This window comes from Bacillus sp. N5-665 (assembly GCF_022637375.2).
Lineage (GTDB): Bacteria > Bacillota > Bacilli > Bacillales > Bacillaceae_G > Bacillus_A > Bacillus_A wiedmannii.
Map to the genome: position 1 here is coordinate 2,409,207 of NZ_CP093325.1, position 20,819 is coordinate 2,430,025.

Below are 20,819 nucleotides of genomic sequence, written 5' to 3' on the forward strand. Positions count from 1 at the left end.
TTTGCTGAAAGATAGAGGGGAATAAAATGAATACAGGTCTTATGCAATATCAAGAGAAAAAACGGAAAGAATCCATTGAAAAAGTAAAGTGGGCTATTCAGACTTTAAAAGATTTAGAAGGGGAAGGTGTGATTATTCGACCTGAAAAAATTATAGAAATGACAGGATTAAGTAAAACGGCTATTTATAAACCGCATTTAAGAACGATATGGGATCAGCAGTGGATAGGGCCAGTTTCTCATTCAGATAAAATGATAAGTAAAATGCAATATAATAGAGAAATCGTAGAATTAGAAAAAGAGGTGCAACGCATCAATAAAAAGTTAGAAAAAGCAACAACAAAGATGCTTAATTTACAGGAGAAATTAGAACTGGAAATATCGAGAAGTCGAGTTTTTATAAATGAGTATGAGGAGCAAAAGAAAGAAAATGAAAAACTTTTATACAAATATTTAAAATTATTAAGGGTACTTCATGTTCGTGGAATAGAGGTTAATGAATTATTAGACGATCAAGTTACTAAATAGATTATTATTAACAAATAAATGAATTGTTTAAATATGTAATTTTAATGGATTTAGTGTGAATTTTGATCACTCTTTTGCTAATATATATACGGTACTTAATAAAGGTAAAAAGTATTTTAAGAACACAAATATTTTATTGTAATGAAAAAGGAGGTCTATATGCGTGATAGAATATTATATGTTTGCTGCGTTTAAAAGTTTAAGGAAATCGATAAAATCGTTATTTAGTAATGAATAGAAAGAACACATGATTACTTGGAATCGAATATTCTGAAGTGTAAACATAAATTAAATTTATTGTCGATAGGATAACTATTCTAGTAATATCCATTGTTATCCCAATTATTAAGAGTCTATTTCCCCTTATTAGAGAGGGTATCCTAATTAAAAAGTAAAGTTTTGTTTGAAAATATGCTCCTATCAATATAGGTGATATAAGGCTCGGTATGGTATGAAAAAGGGGATTTTCACTTTGAATATGATAATATTTAATATGTACCTAAGTTTTTGGAGGTGATGTATAAACCTTGATATTCAAAAACTTAGAGATAACACAGATAATGTAAGAATTAACTTTAATGATATGTCTACTTTAATTTAGAGAGAATGATGATGGAGAGCCTACAATATTTTAATCAGTTTCATATTTGCTAATTTATTTAATACGATTTTTTTGAAAAAACGTAATGAAGTGCAAAGTATAGGAATTGATAAATTAGACATTTTTCTCTAAATATATTACAAGTAGGAGAAAAAAACATTAAATAATTTAAATTGAAAAGTGGGGAATGGAATAATGTCTACACCAGGAATAGGAGATCCATATTGGTATGAATGGTATGTAGGATTAGAACAAATTATAAAAATGATAAATCCAGATAACGGTATTTCCTATGTGATGTTTCAATCGGATGTGCATAATACAATAGATGATGTCATTGTTGGATTTGAAAATAAACAGGAAGTTTGTTACCAAGTCAAACATGAAATAGGGAATGTTGGTAAAAGTAATTTAACCTTTCATAAGCTTATCGAATCAACCCAAAAAGGAAATGTGAAGATAAAGGAGAGCTTAATAACTGCATTAGCTAAGGGCTGGAAAGAGGCGGAGGAGCTTGAAGGAAAAGAAATTATTCCTGTTTTATATACGAATAGAGGATTGGGAGTAAGGCAGCAAAAAAGAAATTTTGGTAATAAAGAGTATACTGCTATTCCATTAGCTAAATTTATAAAACAAATTCAAACTTTTTTAAATCAAAGCTTGTCTTTGGAAGAGATGGGCAAACTCGTTGCTGAGGAAAATCTGAAATTGCAATTTATGGAATTTAGAGATGCAATTGGAGAAGATGATTCTCAAGTTTTACGGTTTATTAAAGCATTACAGATAAGGTCAAATGAAGGCTCTTTAGATGATTTAGAAAAGAATATGTTGGAGTCTCTACAAAAAGTATTTAAGTGTGATTATGTTGTAGCTAAGAATTTATTTGATAAATTATGCTCAAATCTAAGAATATGGACAACTACTAGAAGAGAAAATGTTAAAGTGACTCTAGAAGATGTATTTAATGTAATGTCAATTGAAAATGACCTGGAACATGGTGAACATAAATTACCTTATCCTAATCCTTTTTTTGAAAGTAGGAAAAAATTTTGTGGCGATTTAATTTATAATTTAAAAAATACAGATAAACGAGTTGTGTTTATTTCAGGAGAGCCTGGAAGCGGAAAAACTAGTTTAATAAGTTATTTACAATTAAATCACAATTTATTTACTGCAAGATACCATACTTTTAAACCTATATCACCTGAACAGAAATTTTATAACTCAGATGAAGGTTTATGCACAGCGAGGTCACTATGGAATGACTTATTAATCCAATTAAGAATATACTTTAAAAACCAGCTACATAAATATAATATTCCAGTTGTTAATGCCCTATGTACTGTTGAACAAATGCGTAGTGAAGTACTGCGTTTATCCGAATTATTATATAAAAAAACAAATGAAAAAACGATTTTATGTATTGATGGTATAGACCATGCCGCAAGGTCTAGTATGGAAGTGACATTTTTAAACTCTTTATTTAATCCTTCTGAAATTCCAGAAGGAGTTTGCATAGTGATAGTGGGACAGCCAGCAGATATGTATGATAAATACCCTTTGTGGATTAAAAATAAAACATCAGGTATTGAACATTATTCAGTACCTCCTTTAACAATAGTAGATATCAAAGATTTGATCCTGGAAAAAAATTTAAATTATAAGGTAAGTATTGATGTCTTAGCAGAATTTATATTTGCAAAAACTAAAGGGAATAACTTATCTGTAGTTTTTGCTATAGAAGAAGCAAGAAATTGCAATAATATTGATGAATTAAGTGGAATTTTAGATGAAAAGCACATCAATAGCAATATTACTAACTATTATACATATATCTGGAAACATGTATCAAAGCGTTTGAATGCAATGGGAACGGGATTTGCTTTTCCAGATACAGTTGTTGCTAGTGCAATTATTTTATTAAATGGAAGATTGGATGCAGCAATGCTAAGTGAAGCAATCAAATTTAATTTTCTTAAAGAAGACTGGGAAGAATTACTAGATTCACTCTATCCATTAATTCAAAAAATTGATAATCAAAATGAATATGCATTATACCATAATGATTTTAGAATATTTTTGATGGCAACTGTTAATAAAGACGGTGCTAAATATAAGAGAATTGCTTTACAATTAGCTGAATATTATATGGCACATAATAAAGGCGTAGATGGTTTAGTCAATTTAATACCAATGTTAGTAAGTGCTGGGCGGGAGGATTTAATTGCAAAAGTATTTGATTCAAAATTTGTAATTCATTCTTTAGCTGAGGGGATATCAAGAAGGAAGCTAAATGAATATGCATCTTTAGCCTATAAATCTTCTTTAGATTCTAAGGATTGGCAACTGTTTCACAGTGTGTATTTAGCAATAAATACATTACAGCAACACCATAAATATTTCGAATATTATGACCGGAAATATGAGGTTCTTGACAAATCGTATTCAAAAGTTTTACAAAGTTATGAGATGAATGTACCTATGTTAACAGAAGAGAATTTATATGAATATCGTGACATGCTAGTATTTTGTGAAGACTTAATAAATTATAAAGATCAAATTTCTTATTTACGTGCAAAATCAACTTTTTATTTATGGATGCAGAATTTAACACCACCCATTTTCATAAGAACTTTGGAACAAAATCAAGAAGAAAGTATGGGTACGTGGGATGCCAGTTTAGTTAAAGATATCATGAAAAGATGGGGGAAACTCTCAGTAATTTTTGAACGTGATTATGTGATTATAAAGTCAGGTGAATATTCAGATGAAGAAATTAATGTTTCAATTGAATTTAATGAAATATATTTTGAATGTCTTTTAAAAAAGAATGAAATAAAAAAAGCCATTGAACTAATTAGGTATGGCGGAGTGTCCTATAAATGTATCGAAGAAAATTTGCAAAATATTTTATTTAAATATGGTACTAGAGAGTTTAATGCGATTTTAAAACCTCTAATTAATGGTAATCTAAATTTGAATAGCAAACTTTTAGCGATGGTTTGTTTGATTGATTCTGGTCAAGTTATTAATCTAGATGATGTAGTTTCTGATACCGATATTAAACCTATTACTTATATAACAAATGAAACAAGTTTAACAGTTATTTTATGGTCAGTTATTAAAGGGTATCAGCACTGGAATATGGATGTATCTATAGTTACAGGAGAAATATATAAGTTAATAGACCCTATTGAAAGACAAAATCGTGATTTTGACTATTTGAAAATTTTAATAAGACAAGGAATAATCTTAGGAAGAGCTAAAAAATGTAATGAAGAAGCAAAACAATTGTTGGACAAGAAATTGGTATTTGAAAGTTATGAAAACTTTTTTGCAGGAGATATTCAACATGTTAGAACATTTGACTTTAAAGAAGGGTTTATTCTACTCTTGTTTTTATCTTTGAAAGAAGAGTGGGTTAACAAGTGTATTGATATAGATATTTTAATACAATTAGCTGAAGAACATTTGTTTAATAAAAACCAATTAGGGATGTATTATAAAGATGTTATATTAGACTTTTTAGTGAAGAATAATAGAAATGAGACTGTTAGAAATTATATAAGTAAGCTATATGGTCCCCACGGATCTAATCTTTTCCAAGGCAGCGGTTTTGACGATACTCATAATCATTTTATGAAAAATGGTGGAATAGTGCTTCCAGAATTAATGAATGAAGTAAGCAATAAGATAAAATGGGATGTAGTGGCGTACGTTGATCATAATGAATATGCCTTATTGCCTCTTTTAGAATATTATAAAAAAATCTCAATTGTGGATCCCTCCCAATGGGAATCTAGGGGAGTTAAATTATATAAATTATCATATGTGGCTGATATGAAGGGAAGTAATAGAGCATCATTTGAAATTCAGAAAGAGGTAGCTAATTCAGCCGTAAAATGTGGATTCAAAGAAATATGGTCATTCAGACAACAAGATCGTGAATTTAGATTTTCATTAGAATTATTATATAATCAATTACTCACATTAATAAACAGTGCAAAGACGGTAGATGAAATCTTAACTCTTTGGTACCTTAGTTGTGGTATTCTCTCTTGGTATAATCAAGATGATAGAAGAGGTATACGAAATATTTATAACACGTGTATCCAAAAATCTAAGGAACTAGGCATTAAAGATATAAATTTAATCTTTGAGAGAAATTCAAAAAATCATAGTTCATTAGCTACTAGTATGGAGGAAATTGGATATAAAGAAAGTTCAGATGATTATTCATTAAGAAGGGAACAAGAAAAAAAAGAACTAATAGAAAAATTGAGTGGCCTATCCAATAGTGAATTAATTGAAGTTCTTAAATATGAATCATTTGAATCGTCAAAATGGACTTATATTGATATAGGATGGCAACTTATCTGTGATCGAGAAATGATGTCTGAACAAATCGCTAATGAATTTTTTGGAATTGTGGTAAATAGTTTGGAGAGTTATGCGTGGAAAAATTCAGGTTGTAGTAAAATAGTTCAGAAGATTATTAGGTATTTAGGGGCTAATATTGCATGGGAATTAGCAGCTTATAATTACATGACCCTAGGAGATAGTGACCAATATTATACTTGTAGTAGCAATATGAACTCTATTCTTCAATGGGTTTTGGATGAACTAGGAATAGATTTATTGCAAACAATCTTTGATAACGAAGTAGAGTGCCATTATTGTTGGATTACGGGATGTGGATATTTGTTGGAGGAATTCGATTATTATGAAAAGTCTATTACTAATCTTCCTCAGCCACAAACTATTCAAGAGTTTGCTCTTAATATATTGATGGAACAATTTGAAACGCGAAATGCGCATAGGATTGAGATAAGTATACAAGGAATTCAATTGCTCATGGAAAGGTATCCAGAGTTATTTGAATATATTTCAGAAGCATGGTCTACTTATGATTTTAGTCAAAAAGAATTTATTTTAAAACTCTCAGAAAGATGGTCCCAACAAAATATAAAAGGGTTTTATAAATTAGTTCCAATTATTGAACAAGAATATTTAAAGACAAATGAACTTGATAAAGTAATTCAATTATATTTAATTCTCCAAAATTATAATGCAGTGTTAGAAAAGAGAATAGAAAAAATTAAATATAATGCAGAAGCTAAAAACTATATAATACCGGATAATATTCCGCCGATATTTAATCAATCAAATATAAGTAATTCAATTAGGCATTTTTTAGTAGTGATGAAAAGCTGTACGTTTGATGACAATGAAGATCTTATTTATTTCCTTAACAATTTGGCTCTTAATATAGATGATGAGATGAAAGGGAATAGTAGGGATTTTTCAAGGCCGGGAGACTCCTTTCTTTATCCTTTGAATCATATAAAAGCAGAAGCTGAGGTTTTATACGGTGAAGAGAAAAAAGGTAGATGGAAATATGTACCGGTTTCTATCAAAGCTCAATCTCTTTTACAGATGGATGATACCTGGGTTATTTCAGAAATGCCCAAACTATCGAATAGCGAAGTTTGGGATATTGAAGAAGAATTAAAAGGATTGCTAAAGAAAAATGCTCTGTCTACCTCTAAGTCTTTCTTTGAAAAAATAGCACTTGAAAATATAGAAGACAAAGAAGCAGTTATAGGAGCGTGTTTATGGTATCCAATTGAGCATAAAGACGGGATAATTTATACTGAATCATTGAAAATGATTTCTAATCAGATATTAATAAAAGATAGATCCATGACACGTACTTTGAATCCAGGGAGCATTATGTTAAATATGGACGAATTATTTGAAATAGAATATGAAGATGTTTTTGAAACAGGAGTATGTTTAACGAACGCAATTGTAGGTTCCACTTCTTTTATGTATGGAAATTGTATGATTTATCCATCTGAATATTTCAGAGAGTTATTTGGAATTAAACCTTTAAAAAATAACCCTTTAATTTGGGTCGATAAAGATGATAATGAAGTTATGTATTTTGAGCGATTGGTATACCCTCACAGAAAGTTACTTCAAGAAAGTTACTTTAGACAACCAATTTTATCTAGGTGGGTATGTAACAAGGAGTTAATAAATAAGATTATCCAAAAAAACAACTTAACATGTTATTTAGCTAACAATGTTGAGGAAATGCCTAAGTTTGGAGTTTGATAATAGTAATATTTAACGATACCTGTCAAAAACCATAATCAATATTTTATCAAAATTAAAAAAGAAACCATTTTACTTAACTTTTCTTTAAAATGGTTTCTTGGATTATGGGGACTTAGTTTTTTGTCTGGAAAATTTAATGGAAATTTATTGTATAATAAAACTATGTAGAAATACATGGTTTTTTTATTTATTGAGGATGGGAGGGGGGAACAGCTTGCTTAACTATTTATAAAATACAGGGATAAGAACAGAATTAAAGAAGGTATATATTAAAAATAAAATAATTAAGAAGATAAGGTGATGAATAATGAAATTCAGTAATATTACAATAAAGAACTTCAGGAATTTTGAAAAAGTAAATATAAATTTAGATAATAAAAATGTGATTTTCGGGATGAATGATATTGGAAAAACAAATTTTTTATATGCATTGAGATTTCTTTTAGATAAAGAGATAAGGAAATTTGGCTTTAATAAATCTGATTATCATAAACATGACACTTCTAAAAAAATTGAAATTATTTTAACACTTGATTTGTCTGATTATGAAAAGGATGAAGATACAAAAAAACTTATTTCAGTGGTTAAGGGTGCTAGAACATCGGCAAATGCAGATGTTTTTTATATCGCACTAGAATCTAAATATGATGATAAAGAATTGTATGGTAACATAATTTTAAAATGGGGATCGGAACTAGATAATTTAATAGATATACCAGGGAGAGGGAACATAAACGCGTTAGATAATGTATTTAAGGTGATTTATATAAATCCTCTTGTTGATTTAGACAAATTGTTCGCACAAAATAAAAAATATATTTTTGAAGAGTCACAGGGTAATGAATCAGATGAAGGGATTTTAAATAATATTAAATCTTTAACAGATCAAGTAAATCAACAAATAGGAGAAATGACAATTATTAAGGGTTTCCAGCAAGAGATAACAAGTGAATATAGGTCTTTAAAAAAAGAAGAGGTTTCTATTGAGTTGAAGTCCGAAATGGCAATTAAAGGATTTTTCTCGGATATTATTCCATATATAAAAAAAGACGGTGATTCTAATTATTATCCAACCTCAGGGGATGGTAGAAGAAAAATGCTTTCTTACTCTATATATAACTATCTGGCTAAGAAAAAATATGAGGATAAAATTGTTATTTATTTAATTGAGGAACCAGAAATCAGTCTACATAGATCAATGCAAATTGCTTTATCAAAACAGTTATTTGAACAATCTACATATAAATATTTTTTCTTATCCACTCACTCTCCTGAACTTCTTTATGAAATGGATAATACAAGATTAATAAGAGTGCATTCAACTGAAAAAGTTGTATGTTCTTCCCACATGTATAATGTGGAAGAAGCCTATGGAAGTGTCAAGAAAAAGCTAAATAAAGCACTATCATCGGCTCTATTTGCTGAAAGAGTACTTTTAATAGAAGGTCCTTCAGAAAAAATATTATTTGAAAAGGTTTTAGACGAAGTAGAACCAGAATATGAATTAAATGGAGGTTTCTTGCTTGAAGTAGGAGGGACGTACTTTAATCATTATGTGTGTACATTAAATGATTTAGGTATAACCCATATAATTAAAACGGATAATGATTTGAAATCAAAAAAAGGTAAAAAGGGTGTATACGAATTACTAGGATTAAATAGATGCTTAAAATTGTTAGGACGTGAAAATCTAGATGAGATTACTATTGAAATCCCTGAAGATATAAAAGGTAAAAAGAAAAAAGAGAGACTTAATGAAAGAAAAAAACAAATTTTTAAACAATATAAAAATGAGGTAGTGGAATTCTTAGGGGAACGAATATATTTATCGGAAATCGATCTGGAAAATGATCTATATTCTGCAATTGGTGAAAGTATGAAAAGAATTTTTGAAAACGAAGATCCCGTGCACTATTTACAGAAAAGTAAACTATTTAACATGGTCGAGCTAGTAAATAATTTAAGTACTAAAGATTGTTTTGATGTTTTTGAGCACGAAAAATTTGCATGCCTAAAGGAGTTGGTGGGTAGTGATAGAGGATAAAATGTCTAGAGAACAAATAATAAAGGATGGGGGTAATATTCTTGTTACTGCTGGAGCAGGTTCGGGTAAAACAACAATATTAGTTAGTAAAATTGAAGCTGATTTAAAAGAAAATAAAACTCATTACTCAATTGCAGCTGTTACTTTTACAAATAAGGCAGCAAAAGAAATCGAGGAAAGATTAGGATATTCATCAAGAGGGAATTTTATTGGCACTAACGATGGTTTTGTCGAGACTGAAATTATTAGGCCGTTTATTAAAGATGCATTTGGAAACGATTATCCAGACAATTTCACTGTTGAATATTTTGATAACCAATTTGCTTCATACGATAAGGGACTGCAACTGCTGAAATATCAAAATATATTAGGAACTTATAGTAATCCTAAAAAGAATTTTAAGTTTCAATTGGCTTTAGATATTTTAAAAAAATCACTTGTCGCTAGACAATATATATTTTCAAAATACTTCAAGATATTTATAGACGAGTACCAAGATTCGGATAAGGATATGCATAATTTATTTATGTATTTAAAGGATCAGCTTAAAATTAAGTTATTCATTGTTGGTGACCCTAAACAATCTATTTATATCTGGAGGGGAGCAGAACCTGAAAATTTTAATGGTCTTATAGAAAATTCTACGGATTTTAATAAATATCATTTAACTTCCAACTTTCGATGCTGTCAGGATATTCAAAATTACTCTAATTTATTTAATGAAGAAACTAGAAGTTTAATTAAAAAACAAAATGAGGTTCAAAATGTAATCAGTATAGCAGACGATATGCCAATTTCAGATATTTTATTAAAGTTAACAGAAGAAAAGCAGGTATTAAACATAGATGAGGAAGTAGTGATTTTAGTCCGGAGACGTAATCAAGCCGTTGAAATAATGAAAGAACTAAATGAAGAAGGGTTTAATTTTATTTTTATTCCCCAAACTCCATTAGATAGGGCAACTCCAAATGCAACTCTTTTAAAAGAGGTAATTAAATATGTTAAAAATGATAGATATTCAATATATGATTTAGCTGCTGAAATTGTAGGTAATCTAAGCTCACGAGAAATTAAGGAGATACAAAAAATAATTAATGAATTACTTGTTCCTGATATTAATCAGGTACTAATTAATCAGGTATTAATTAATTTATTTGCTAAATTAGAAATCACTTTAGATACTAGAGAAATTACAGCATTTACAGAAGTAATGATGACGAATGAATTTGACATAGCTTTTGATACAAATGAATATTTACATAAAATATTTACTGTACATTCTGCAAAAGGGTTAGAATTTAATCAAGTCATTATTACTGCAAGTGATTACAATGTACACTATAATAGAGATACAAATGAACATTATGTTGCTACAACTAGAGCAAAAGATAAATTAATTGTCATTATGGATAATAAGAAGTACTCAGATTATATTGAGATGCTAATGAAAGAACTTAAAATCAAAAATATTATTAAGTCAATATAAGGGAACTTAAGTTTGACATACTAACGATGAAATATAAAAGTTTGTTTTCGTAAATAGCCAATGTCACCAAGTTATCAAGACTTAAATTAAAAAAACTTTAAAATAAAAGACTCTAACATATTAGTCATAATTAATATGTTAGAGTCTTTTGTTTTATTTGAAATCCAAATAGTGTATTAAGATAAAAAAGAACATTGACAACTGAATTGATGAGTTTTTCATGGATATGACTGCAAGTATTCATTTGTTTGCGAGTAATCCGTGTGAGTTTGCATTAAAGTTCAAGCGAGAAATATATGAACGTACACGGATCGAAAGTACGATTGGTATTGGGCCAAATTTATTATTGAGTAAAGTAGCGATGGATGTAGAAGCGAAAAAGAATAGAGATGGAATAGCGCAGTGGACATATGACGATATACCCGAGAAGTTATGGAGTATTAGACCGCTCAGTAAATTTTGGGGTATATCGTATAAAACGGAAATGAAATTGAATCGAAAAGGTATACATACGATTGGGGATTTAGCGCAGTACCCGTTGAAGTATTTAAAGCAATCATTTGGTGTAATAGGAGAAGAATTACATTTACATAGTAACGGGATTGATTTTAGCAGAATAGCAGAGAAATATGTTCCAGCAACAAAGTCTATAGCGAAAAGCCAAATATTATTTCGTGATTATTCAATAGAAGAATTCATCGTTATTTTGTTAGAGCATGTAGAAGAAGTTTGTTACAGATTGAGAAGAGAAAAGAAATACGCGCAAACGATTCATTTTTCAGTTGGATATAGTAGGGAATATGGGGGAGGAATAAAAAAAGCACATACGTTAAACAGAGCAACAAATTTAACGATGGACATTTACAACGTTTGTATATATTTTTTATACGAACGGCATACAGGAGAGCCGATTCGGTCGATAAGTCTTTCCTTAACAAATTTAATACGGGAAGGAGAAGAGCAAATTTCGCTTTTCGATAACATTATACAAAGAGAAAAAGAAATGAGATTAACGAAGGTTATGGACGAAATTCGAACACGATTTGGTAAGAACAGTATTTTACGTGGGATTTCTTACACAAGCGTCGCAACAGCAAGATATAGAAACACATTATTAGGAGGGCACAAATCGTGAGAAATGCTAATATGCCAAAAGGAAGAGGAATGGTAAAGTGGCAACCGTTTGCTAGTATGCCAGAGCAGTTCGCCTGTATTAAAGAAATGATACAGGGGCAAACAAAAGTCACGCGTCCCATCTTAACGCAAGATGCAAAAGAAATGATTGAAAACAAGCTGTTAATCTCATATTTAGGTGAGGAAGAGATTTTACTTACATATTATAGAGGTGGATACTTATATAAAAATTACATAACTGTAGTTGATATAAATCCCTTGAATGGGTTGATTACTTGCACGGATGCTTTTTGTAATAAGAAGATTTTTAAGTTTGGTGATGTAATTGAAATTGATTAGAACTTTTTAGCTGATGTATTTTTGTACTATTTACAAAGAAATGCTCATTTACTTCAAGTGTTATTTCTATTTTTATGCAAAACCCAAAGTTACAAAAGAAGTTCATAATATAAAGTGTAAGTACCATGGGTTTTCAAGTTATAAAACACGCACTTCCGACTAATATATTAAAACTTAAAGAACCTAAAAAATAAGAATGATCACTACTAAATAGGCATTCAAAATACGAATTCATATTTTGAATGCCTATTTGAAAATTTTCGAAGTCAATATAGTTTGTGTCAAACATTGAAGAATCCTTTTATAGGTGTAAAAATATATATATTTCTCATGTATCTGTCCCTGAAATGAATGGGTATTTCATCTATATTCTAAGTAATATTTTCTGTTAAGTAAAAAAGAACCCTAAGGTTCTTTTTGTTTTTATGTTATTGTTTGTTACTTATAAGTACAATGTAATTTTTTATTTAAAAAGCATTGGTAAAAATCCAATAATGTCGAAAGCAAGGTGGCAAATCCAACTTACCCAAACACTCTTTGAATTTTTCCATATATAATTCAGTAATAACCTAACAGGGACTATAGTTATCAATAATTGCATTGGCACGAAACCATAAGCAGGAATATGCCACAAGGCAAACAGAACGCTACATATTATTGATGCTGTACCAAATTTTAATCCTAATTTTTGTAATGCGATGATTATGTTAGTACATAGCAATTCTTCACCCATTAACATGAATGGTACACGGGTCAAAATCATCGAAACGCTTATTACTTGAGCAACAGAATTTGTAGTTGGAGGTTCAAAAATATAGTTATATAGTGTGCCTGAACCCATGCCCACTATGATTGTTAAAGGTAAACCCCAGAGTAATGTTTTAAATTTAAAATGTTTGAATTGCTCTAAAGATATTTTCCCTAAAAAATAGTATCCTATAATTCCACATAATACAAGATTCCATGAAGCTTCAAGAATCATTTCTAATAATTCAGGTATATTACCTACTATAAGTGCAATACATTGATATACAATTCCTGAAATAATTAATAATCCTAAAGCCAAAAGAGATTTTGAATCAATTTTCTTTTTGGTTTCTATAATCTTTGTTTCCACAACAACCCCTTCTTTCTTATTATTTCATTAATTACAAATATATAATAACATATATTATCCCTAATTAATGGTAATTCAGAAGGGTGCCATAACTTTTGTATAATAGCGTTGTATAAATGCAGTAAAGCGATTTTTTAAACAAACTTAATAGGCTTATTTAGCATGCCTACTTTTTTATCGTTGCTAGTATGCCAGAGCAGTTCGCCTGTATTAAAGAAATGATACATGAGCAAACGAAAGTCCCGCGTCCAATCTTAACGCAAGATGCAAAAGAAATGATTGAAAATAAGCTGTTAATTTTGTATTTAGGTGAGGAGAAGGTTTTACAATACATAGTATAGTGGTGGCTACTTATATAAAAATTACATAACTGTAGTTGATATAAATCCATTAAATGAGTCGATTACTTGTACACGGATGCTTTTCATAATCAAAGAATGTTTAAGTTTTGTGATGTAGTTGAAGTGAATTAGAGGGGGAGGAATATCTCTTCCTAACTTAATTATATCATGTAAATCAAGTTCGAAATAGACTGTTTATTCGTATTGACTCCTGCTACAATCAAGTACACATGCAAAGTAAGGAGAGATGTTACATGAGTTCTTTCGTTCTCGATTTTCAGGAAATAGGAAAAACGCAGCTTTCACTCGTTGGTGGAAAAGGTTTGAATTTAGGGAAGTTATCTAACATTCAAGGGATACAAGTGCCAGAAGGATTTTGTATTACAACGGTAGGGTATGAAAAGGCTATCGAGCAAAATGAAGAGCTTCATACTTTGTTGCAGCAACTAACAAAGTTAAAAATGGAAGAGCGCGCTCAAATTGGTGAAATTAGTAAGAAGATCAGAGAAGTCATTATGGCAGTAGAAATCCCTTCTGATGTAGTGGAAGCGGTAGCTCATTATCTCTCACGTTTTGGAAATGAACATGCGTATGCCGTGCGTTCTAGTGCTACGGCTGAAGATTTACCGTATGCCTCGTTTGCTGGTCAACAAGATACGTATTTAAATATTATTGGAGAAGAAGCGGTTTTGCAGCATGTAAGAAAGTGCTGGGCTTCTTTATTTACAGAGCGAGCAGTTATGTACCGCATGCAAAATGAATTTGAACATAATCAAGTTTCTATATGTGTTGTCGTTCAAAAAATGGTTTTCCCTGAGGCTTCGGGAATTTTATTTACTGCTGATCCGGTTACTTCTAACCGAAAGGTAGTATCAATTGATGCCAGTTTTGGACTTGGTGAGGCATTAGTATCAGGACTGGTTTCTGCTGATAATTATAAAGTAAAAGAAGGCGAAATTACTGAAACGATAATAGCGACTAAAAAAGTAGCTATTTATGCATTAAAAGAGGGCGGAACGGAGACGAAACAGATTGATCCAGCTCAGCAAAAGCTTCAAACTTTGTCTGAACAACAAATTTTACAACTAGCAAGTATCGGAAGACAAATTGAAGCTTATTTTGGTTGTCCGCAAGATACTGAATGGTGTTTAGTAGATGATACATTTTATATTGTCCAAAGTCGCCCAATCACGACTTTATATCCAATACCAGAAGTAAATGATGAGGAAAATCATGTGTATGTATCGGTTGGTCACCAGCAAATGATGACTGATCCTTTGAAGCCATTAGGAATGTCTTTATTCCAGTTAACATCTTTTGGACAGAGGTTTCAAGCTGGAGGAAGGTTGTTTGTTGATGTTGCACAAAGATTGGCTTCGCCTACTAGTAGAGAACTTTTATTAAATATGATAGGGAATTCGGAACCGCTTATTAAAGATGCATTAACGACTGTAGTCGAGCGAGATGATTGTATTACATTGTTACCAGAGGATGAAAAAGAGAAGAGCGTTGGTAAAAGTGGTCCACCTGCAAGTTCGCAGCCACAAATCGAAAACAATCCAGCAATCGTTACGGATTTAATAAAGAAGAATCAATCATCAATCGAAGAGTTAAAACGAAACATGCAAATGAAATCAGGGGTGGATGTACTTGATTTTATTTTGGAAGATATTCAGCAATTAAAGAAAATATTATTTGATCCGCAAAGTATGGCTGTCATTATGGCAGGTATGGATGCTTCAACATGGATCAATGAAAAGATGGAGCAATGGCTAGGCGAAAAGAATGCAGCAGACGCGCTTTCTCAATCGGTACAAAATAATATTACGTCTGAAATGGGGCTAGTATTACTAGACGTTGCAGATGTAATTCGTCCGTACCCAAAAATTATTGCGTATTTACAACATGTAGAAAATGATAACTTTTTAGATGAATTAGTTCAATTTAAAGGCGGAGAAAAAGCTCGAGATGCCATCTCTGCTTTTCTAAATAAATACGGAATGAGATGCAGCGGAGAAATCGACATTACGAAAACGCGCTGGAGTGAAAAGCCAACAACCATTGTCCCAATGATTTTAAATAATATAAGAGACTTTGAAGCTGGCGCTAGTAAACGGAAGTTTGAAGAAGGACTACAGGAAGCTTTGAAAAAAGAAGAGGAGTTAGTAGATCGATTGCAGCATTTGCCGGAAGGTAAACAAAAAGTAGAAGAAACGAAGCGAATGATTCGCAACATCCGTAATTGTATCGGTTATCGTGAATATCCAAAATACGGCATGATTAATCGTTATTTCATATATAAGCAGGCATTATTGAAAGAAGCTGAGCAACTTGTGCAGAGCGGGGTCATTCATGAAGTCGATGATATATACTATCTAACTTTTGAAGAACTTCACGAAGTCGTCCGCACAAATAAACTAGATTACGAGCTTATTCATCAACAAAAAAATGAGTACAAATTATATGAAAAACTAACGCCTCCCCGCGTTATGACGTCTGATGGAGAAATTATTACAGGTAAGTATAAACGAGAAAATCTTCCAGTTGACGCGATTGTAGGTCTGCCTGTTTCTTCAGGAGTTATAGAGGGGAGAGCTCGCGTTATTTTAAACATGGAAGAAGCGAATTTAGAAGAGGGAGATATATTAGTTACTGCTTTTACTGACCCTGGCTGGACACCGTTATTTGTTTCTATAAAAGGGTTAGTTACCGAAGTTGGCGGACTTATGACTCACGGAGCAGTAATTGCACGTGAATATGGATTACCAGCAGTTGTTGGGGTAGAGAATGCTACGAAATTAATAAAAGATGGGCAACGAATTCGGGTACATGGAACAGAAGGGTATATTGAAGTGTTGTAATGAAACAAAAGATCATCCGCTATTATAGTGGATGATCTTTTGTTATATAGCGGACTTATTTCTTCAAGCCAGCCGCATAAAAAGGCCCATGAACGGCGATTGTTGATAAAATGCGAGCAATTTCCTCAGGTGTTTCTTTTTGCCCGTTATTTAACCATTGCTGAATAACACCTATATGAGCAGATGCCATATAAGAAGTTAAGTATTGGCTTGGGACGAGTAAATTCTCCTTATTAATGAGAGCACCATTCGTATCTTCAAATAATGTTTTCCACATAAAGTCTTTCAGTTTTGTTTGGAAAGATAAATCTCCTTTTGGGCTAAGTACAGCTTTCATAAAATCACTATTTTCATTTAGAAATTCAAGAATAGAAGTAATAAGCATAAACGGCATTGTTGGGGAAGGATTTGACCCAAGATCAGCAATAACTTCAGGCAATCTCTGTTTTGCAATGCTAGAAAACTCATACATAATTTCTTCTTGGCATTTCGTCATTAAATCAAATTTATCTTGATAATGCGCATAGAAAGTACCGCGATTCATGTTTGCTTTCGTTGTAATATCTTTCACTGTAATGGCGTCAAAACCTTTTTCTTCAATTAATTCGACCAATGCATTTCGTATCGCAGTTTTCGTACGAATAACGCGTAAATCTAAATTACTATCACGCAAAGTATGTCCCTCCTTCATTTTAGCCAACACATTTCAAGGATGTGTCTTATAACCGACACATTCACGATTTTTGATTATTGTATAAGGTTCAACTCGAACATATAATTCAAATATAAATAAACAACACGTTGTTGGTTATTATAAATCAAATTATAGGAGGAGAAAAGAAAATGTTTAAAAATAAACTTTTATTATTATCACCGGTTATTGCACTACTTGTAGTTTTTATTTTTTCATTAACGTTATTTCCAACCGTTCAACCTCAGCCGAAAAATTTGCCAATCGCAATTGTAAATGAGGATCAAGGAGTAGGAATTCCGAATCAACCGAAGATGAATATGGGGCAAACGATTGTTGATAATATGAAAAAGACATCAAAATCAGAGGAAGAACCTGCGGTGAAGTGGGTAGAAGTGAAAAATAAAGAAGCAGTTCAAAAAGGCTTAAATAATCAAGAGTATTACGCAGCATTAGTTATTCCGAAAGACTTTAGCACAAAACAAGCATCATTACGAACACCACAGCCATCTTCGCCAGAGGTAGAAATATTCATAAATCAAGGAATGAATACAGCGGCTTCAACTATGGCAGGGCAAATATTAAATGGGGTAGTTGATAATATGAACAATACTGTTCGTACACAACTATTAGAAGGATTGAAAGCAAAAGGAACTACGTTAACAGCAGATCAAGTTTCAAATGTAGTCACACCGATTGCAAAGAAAGTGACAAATGTGAATGAAGTCGGCAAAAATAGTGCGAACGGTAACTCGCCAATGTCTTTATTCCAGCCGTTATGGATTGCAAGTTTAGCGAGCTCAGCAATTATCTTTATTGCGATAAGTAAAATGCCAGTAGGTACAAGAAAAGAAAACTTCGTATTAAAACTAAAACAAATAATAACAGGAGCTGTCGCGGCACTTGTAATTGGATTTGGCCTCACATGGATCGCGGATGGTATGGTAGGTTTAAATATTTCGAATTTCACGGATACGGCACTGTTTTTATCTATTACGTCCTTTAGCTTCTTCTTAATGATATCAGCAGTACTTTCACTAGTTGGACTAAAAGGAATCGGTGTATTCGCACTCTTACTTTTCTTTGGGGCACCGTTATTATCGTTAGCACCGGAAATGTTGTCAACATTTTATCAAGACTGGGTGTACGCATGGTTGCCAATGCGATTTATGATTGAAGGACTTAGAGAAATATTCTTCTTTGGAAAAGGGTTAAGCTGGAGTACACCCCTTACTGTGCTCGTTTGGATTGGTGTGGTAAGTATGATGATTATTTTAGCGACTGCTTTCAAACGTAGTGTAGTGAAGGAACATAAAACGGAAGTAAATGCGTAAAATCAAACAACGTTTCACTAGGAGTGAAGCGTTGTTTGATTTTTATAAACTTATAGGGAAATCAAGTAGGACAGGTTTTTCTATATTTTATAGGGAATAGAAGATGCGGTATCATTTTATATACATGCTCCTGCTATTTCAAATTGCATAAAATATTATGCGAAATAATGGAGGGGATACGATGTATAATTCGAATTATTATGATTCGTATAGGCAAAATGATAAGTTGATTCGTGATATTGAGAAAGCAATTAATGGAGAGTTTAGTGCTATAAATTGCTATGCGAAATTAGCGAACATGGCTCCAAATGCGGCGGAACGAAATCAAATTCTTGAAATTCGTAACGATGAAATAAAGCATTTTCATCATTTTGTACAAATCTATACAAATTTAACTGGTCAGCAGCCTAAACCACAAATCATGGAAGAATGCCCGAATACGTACTTACAAGGATTAGAATTCGCTATACAAGATGAACAAAAGACTGTAGATTTTTACTTAGAAATTGCAGATGAAACATCGGATGCACATATGAAAGAGTTGTTACGCAGAATAGCTGCAGATGAACAAAATCATGCGGTGTGGTTTTTATATTATTTTGTGAAGTCGAAGTGAATGCTTAAGGAATTAAAACCGTTTCACTAGTAGTGGGCGGTTTTTTTGATGGAATACAAGTTGTAAAATAGATATCTTTGAAGGTGTAGTGGTTAATCTTGGTATATAATGTATAAAACGAAAATTAATAAAGAGAGAAGTAAGCATATGAAAGGAGAACAGAAATATGGAGAGAAATACAGTTAAAGAATATACAATTCGAATTGCTACTGAAAATGAAAGCGATAGCATCATCACTCTATTAAAAGAAGTAGCACAGTGGTTACAACATAAAGAAGTGGATCAGTGGCAGTATTTGTTAGGCAGAGAAGCTACGGCTGAAATACTAGAAGGTATAAGAGAGCAATATACATATGTGGTTATGAAAGAAGATGAAATAATCGGTACAGTTACAGTATCTCCTAAACAAAGTGAATGGGATGAGCGTATTTTTGGTAAAGAGAAAGTTTTCGATTCTTTATATATTCATAGATTTGCGGTAAAACGGAAGTATAAGGGGAATGGAATCGGAGAAGGGATTTTACAGTGGGTATACGAAAATGTACAACATGATAAAGAGTACTTGAAGCTAGACTGCGTCGGGCATAATCGTACGTTGAATGACTTTTATAAGAAAAATGGTTTTGAATATGTTGGGAGTACAGATGGACTTAGTAAGTTTCAAAAGAGAAGGGGGCAAGTGAATGAATCAAATTCATACTGATTTAGTTAAAAGGTTGATAGGGGAACAGTTTCCTGAATGGGCATATTTAGACGTGAAGCCTGTAAAGTTTAGTGGGCATGATAATAGAACGTTTCACCTAGGGGATGAGATGAGTGTCAGATTACCAAGTGATGCAGCATATGCACCGCAAGTAGAGAAAGAAAATAAGTGGCTACCTATATTAAGTAAGGAGCTTTCTTTACCGATTTCTACACCAGTTGCGAAAGGTAATCCATCTGAATCGTATCCATGTCCATGGTCTGTTAATAAATGGATAGAGGGAGAAACCGTTACGAAACAAAATGTTCGTGATTTAAATGAATTTGCAACGGACTTAGGATCATTTTTAGTAGAATTGCAATCCATTGATGCGAGTAACGGACCGATCGCTGGAGCGCATAATTTTTACCGAGGTGGGCTTATATCTGTATATGACGAAGAGGCGAGAGGTGCTATCGAAAATAATAAGGACGTTTTTGATGAAACAGTATTAAAGCATCTTTGGGATTTAGCACTTAAATCAACGTGGGAGCGCAAGCCAGTTTGGGTTCATGGGGATGTTGCACCAGGAAATTTACTCGTTAAGGACGGAAAGCTTTGCGCCGTAATTGATTTTGGTATTTTAGGAGTAGGAGATCCGGCTTGTGATGCAGCGATGGCATGGACATTTTTTGATAAGAATAGCAGAAACATATTTAAAGACGTATTGCGCATAGATGAAGAAACGTGGAATAGAGCAAGAGGATGGGCACTTTGGAAAGCGTTAATTACATATGATGCAAATAAGACTAGTAATAAAATAGTGGCAGAGGAATCGTATCGTGTTATTCAAGTGATTGTGGATGATTATGAGAGATAGTAGAAAAAGCCTATTTTAAAATAGGCTTTTTCATATGATGAAA

General features: G+C 31.9%; 12 protein-coding genes and 2 pseudogenes. 12 read left to right on the forward strand and 2 right to left on the reverse strand.

What is annotated here, in order from left to right; translation table 11 throughout:
- Positions 1 to 26 precede the first annotated feature (26 nt).
- The 6 genes and pseudogenes from MNO09_RS14945 to MNO09_RS14970 all read left to right on the forward strand — a co-directional run bounded on the left by MNO09_RS14945 (position 27) and on the right by MNO09_RS14970 (position 12,254).
- Positions 27 to 527: a DUF6262 family protein gene (locus MNO09_RS14945; RefSeq protein ID WP_241950185.1), complete on the forward strand. Its 501-nt coding sequence runs from the start codon at positions 27 to 29 to the stop codon at positions 525 to 527.
- A gap of 796 nt (positions 528 to 1,323) precedes the next feature.
- Entirely contained in the window at positions 1,324 to 7,248 is a 5,925-nt protein-coding gene (locus MNO09_RS14950) for an ATP-binding protein (protein ID WP_241950186.1), read from the forward strand.
- Positions 7,249 to 7,558: 310 nt separating this feature from the next.
- Entirely contained in the window at positions 7,559 to 9,295 is a 1,737-nt protein-coding gene (gajA, locus tag MNO09_RS14955) for a Gabija anti-phage system endonuclease GajA (protein ID WP_241950187.1), read from the forward strand.
- 1 nt (position 9,296) lies between these two features.
- Positions 9,297 to 10,781 (forward strand): Gabija anti-phage system protein GajB, encoded by a 1,485-nt coding sequence (gajB, locus tag MNO09_RS14960; RefSeq protein WP_347280221.1) that lies wholly within the window; start codon positions 9,297 to 9,299, stop codon positions 10,779 to 10,781.
- Positions 10,782 to 10,986: 205 nt separating this feature from the next.
- Positions 10,987 to 11,916, forward strand: a pseudogene (locus MNO09_RS14965) (DinB/UmuC family translesion DNA polymerase); the annotation flags it as partial.
- Positions 11,913 to 12,254, forward strand: coding sequence for a YolD-like family protein (locus MNO09_RS14970; protein WP_001243173.1), 342 nt, complete (start codon positions 11,913 to 11,915; stop codon positions 12,252 to 12,254). The pseudogene MNO09_RS14965 and the gene MNO09_RS14970, both read left to right, overlap by 4 nt.
- 463 nt (positions 12,255 to 12,717) lie before the next feature.
- On the opposite strand, the gene MNO09_RS14975 is transcribed toward MNO09_RS14970, so the two are convergent.
- On the reverse strand, positions 12,718 to 13,371 hold the full coding sequence (locus MNO09_RS14975; RefSeq protein ID WP_000448284.1) for a CPBP family intramembrane glutamic endopeptidase: 654 nt from the start codon (positions 13,369 to 13,371) through the stop codon (positions 12,718 to 12,720).
- Positions 13,372 to 13,559: 188 nt separating this feature from the next.
- On the opposite strand from MNO09_RS14975, the pseudogene MNO09_RS14980 reads away from it, so the two are divergent.
- Together MNO09_RS14980 and ppsA are read left to right on the forward strand one after the other, a co-directional pair.
- Positions 13,560 to 13,844, forward strand: a pseudogene (locus tag MNO09_RS14980) (YolD-like family protein).
- Positions 13,845 to 13,966: 122 nt separating this feature from the next.
- Positions 13,967 to 16,573: a phosphoenolpyruvate synthase gene (gene ppsA, locus MNO09_RS14985; protein WP_088107317.1), complete on the forward strand. Its 2,607-nt coding sequence runs from the start codon at positions 13,967 to 13,969 to the stop codon at positions 16,571 to 16,573.
- Positions 16,574 to 16,628: 55 nt separating this feature from the next.
- Here the strand turns inward: ppsA and MNO09_RS14990 are convergent, their stop codons facing one another.
- On the reverse strand, positions 16,629 to 17,246 hold the full coding sequence (locus tag MNO09_RS14990) for a TetR/AcrR family transcriptional regulator (RefSeq protein WP_001205679.1): 618 nt from the start codon (positions 17,244 to 17,246) through the stop codon (positions 16,629 to 16,631).
- A 170-nt stretch (positions 17,247 to 17,416) separates the two neighbouring features.
- Between MNO09_RS14990 and MNO09_RS14995 the strand changes: the two genes are divergently transcribed.
- The 4 genes from MNO09_RS14995 (at position 17,417) to MNO09_RS15010 (ending at position 20,776) form a co-directional block, all read left to right on the forward strand.
- Positions 17,417 to 18,598, forward strand: a complete 1,182-nt coding sequence (locus MNO09_RS14995; protein ID WP_088107316.1) for a YhgE/Pip domain-containing protein — start codon at positions 17,417 to 17,419, stop codon at positions 18,596 to 18,598.
- 181 nt (positions 18,599 to 18,779) lie between these two features.
- The gene (locus tag MNO09_RS15000; RefSeq protein WP_000282819.1) at positions 18,780 to 19,214 is read left to right on the forward strand and encodes a ferritin-like domain-containing protein; all 435 of its coding nucleotides are present in this window, start codon (positions 18,780 to 18,782) and stop codon (positions 19,212 to 19,214) included.
- Positions 19,215 to 19,380: 166 nt separating this feature from the next.
- On the forward strand, positions 19,381 to 19,917 hold the full coding sequence (locus tag MNO09_RS15005) for a GNAT family N-acetyltransferase (RefSeq protein WP_000440848.1): 537 nt from the start codon (positions 19,381 to 19,383) through the stop codon (positions 19,915 to 19,917).
- Complete coding sequence (locus MNO09_RS15010) at positions 19,898 to 20,776, forward strand: aminoglycoside phosphotransferase family protein (protein ID WP_088107315.1); 879 nt, start codon at positions 19,898 to 19,900, stop codon at positions 20,774 to 20,776. Before MNO09_RS15005 ends, MNO09_RS15010 begins: the two co-directional genes overlap by 20 nt.
- Positions 20,777 to 20,819 lie beyond the last annotated feature (43 nt).

Bases quoted from the DNA above. Each gene is read 5' to 3' on its own strand.
- MNO09_RS14945 (WP_241950185.1), top strand. From the start codon at position 27: ATGAATACAGGTCTTATGCAATATCAAGAGAAAAAACGGAAAGAATCC.
- MNO09_RS14950 (WP_241950186.1), top strand. From the start codon at position 1,324: ATGTCTACACCAGGAATAGGAGATCCATATTGGTATGAATGGTATGTA.
- gajA (WP_241950187.1), top strand. From the start codon at position 7,559: ATGAAATTCAGTAATATTACAATAAAGAACTTCAGGAATTTTGAAAAA.
- gajB (WP_347280221.1), top strand. From the start codon at position 9,297: ATGTCTAGAGAACAAATAATAAAGGATGGGGGTAATATTCTTGTTACT.
- ppsA (WP_088107317.1), top strand. From the start codon at position 13,967: ATGAGTTCTTTCGTTCTCGATTTTCAGGAAATAGGAAAAACGCAGCTT.
- MNO09_RS14995 (WP_088107316.1), top strand. From the start codon at position 17,417: ATGTTTAAAAATAAACTTTTATTATTATCACCGGTTATTGCACTACTT.
- MNO09_RS15000 (WP_000282819.1), top strand. From the start codon at position 18,780: ATGTATAATTCGAATTATTATGATTCGTATAGGCAAAATGATAAGTTG.
- MNO09_RS15005 (WP_000440848.1), top strand. From the start codon at position 19,381: ATGGAGAGAAATACAGTTAAAGAATATACAATTCGAATTGCTACTGAA.
- MNO09_RS15010 (WP_088107315.1), top strand. From the start codon at position 19,898: ATGAATCAAATTCATACTGATTTAGTTAAAAGGTTGATAGGGGAACAG.